The sequence below is a fragment of the Streptomyces sp. NPDC031274 genome, from assembly GCF_055570235.1.
Map to the genome: position 1 here is coordinate 1 of NZ_JBVIHP010000150.1, position 1,787 is coordinate 1,787.

General features: G+C 67.7%; 2 protein-coding genes. Both read left to right on the forward strand.

Translation table 11 applies throughout. The features are described 5' to 3' along the window. Nucleotides 1-71 precede the first annotated feature (71 nt). Nucleotides 72-596 (forward strand): gluconokinase, encoded by a 525-nt coding sequence (locus ACZ5CR_RS44410; RefSeq protein ID WP_468869127.1) that lies wholly within the window; start codon nucleotides 72-74, stop codon nucleotides 594-596. A gap of 81 nt (nucleotides 597-677) precedes the next feature. Next, nucleotides 678-1,787, forward strand: a 1,110-nt coding sequence (locus ACZ5CR_RS44415; protein WP_468869130.1) for an MFS transporter, incomplete at its 3' end; no start/stop codon positions are given.

Sequence of the window (1,787 nt, forward strand, 5' to 3'; positions counted from 1 at the left end):
GGGGCGTACCTGCCGGTGAACCGGCTCGCCCTCGACGGCACGGTGCATGACTGGTGAGGTCCGTGATGACTGTGTACGACCGCGGCATCGTGGTCATGGGGGTGGCCGGCAGCGGTAAGTCCACCGTGGCTGCCGCGCTCGCGCGCCATCTCGGGCGCGAGTTCCGTGACGGGGACAGCTTCCACAGTGCGGAGAACAAGGCGAAGATGGCGGCCGGTCGGCCCCTGACCGACAGTGATCGCGTCCCCTGGCTCGGGAGCATCGCGGCGTGGCTGGCCGTGACGCCCTGCGGGATCGTCGCCTGCTCCGCGCTCAGGGAAAGCTACCGCGACCAACTGCGGCTTGCCGGGGCACTGCTGTTCCTCCATCTGGAGATCACGCCGAGAACGGCCAGTGGGCGCGTGGCCGACCGGAATGGGCATTTCATGCCGGCCTCACTCGTCGACGATCAGTTCGCGACCCTGGAGCCGCCGGCACCCGGTGAATCCGACGTCGTCCGCCTCGACGGTGCGGCTCCCCTACCTGTTCTGACAGCCCGTGCGTTGTCCGCGGTCATCGGCGTGCCGGAGCCGGGGCAGCCGCATATTTCCCGGTGAGGAGGCCAGTCGCTGACGCCCCATCACTCGCCAACACCGCTTACCAGCCGCTCAAGCGGCACCCCAATGAAGAGGTGCACAGTGACTGAGCAGACCATTCCACCCGCGCCACAAGCCGACGGCCCTGGCAGCCGCACACCCGCAGAGGACGCGGGCCGACTCGACGGTGTCTCCACCGGCCGCCTCGTTCTCATCCTGATTGCTCTGGTGATGATCGCCGAGATCATCCCCCTGCAGAACCTGATGACCGGTGTCGCGATCCCGAAGATCGCTCCCAGCTTCCCGAAGGCCGGCGCCGGTATCACCTGGGCGGGCACCATCATGGGCGTCGTCGGCGGCGCCACCATCGCGCTCGTCGGCAAACTCGGCGATGTGTGGGGAAAGAAGCGCGTGGTCGTCCTCGCCACCCTGCTCTTCCTCGCCGGCACACTGATCTGCGCGCTGACCGACAACTGGGCGCTGTTTCTGACCGGCCGTGGTATCTGCGCCTTCGCCTCGGGTGTCGCCGCCGTCGAGTACGGCCTGGTACGCGACCTGATGCCGCGCCGTTGGATACCCATCTGCGTCGCCGTACTCGGCACCGGCTTCGGTCTCGCCGCCGTCGCAGGTCCGCTGCTCGTGGGCGCACTGACCGACCACTACAGCTGGCGCTCCATCTTCTGGTTCATGCTCGGCTACGGCTGCGTCGCGCTGCTGGTGTTCCTGCTCGCCGTCCCGGAGAGCCCGCTGCGTGTCCGCAGTCGCCTGGACGTACCGGGCGCCCTGCTCTTCGGTGCCGGGGTCGGTCTGCCCCTCATCTACCTCAGCGAGGGCAGCAGTTGGGGCTGGGGAACCTGGAGCAACCTCGCCTATCTCATCGCCGGACTCGTCTGTCTGGCCGCCTTCCTGGTCTGGGAGAAGCACACCGAGCAGCCGATGATGGAGCTGCGGCTGCTGCGTGCCCCCAAGGTGCTGTTCCTGATGCTCATCTCCCTGCTCGCCACCGGGGTCTTCAGCGTCATCAGCGTCGTCGTGCCCTACATGTTCCAGACGCCCAAGGCCGCCGATCTCAACAGCCAACTCCTGGCCGGAGTCGCCGCCGAGGCACACACCACCGTCGCCAACGTCGCCCCTGCAGTCCACTTCCAGGGCGACATCAGCTACGCGGCCGGCTTCTCCGTCCTGCAACTGGCCGTCCACGTGTTGATCTGG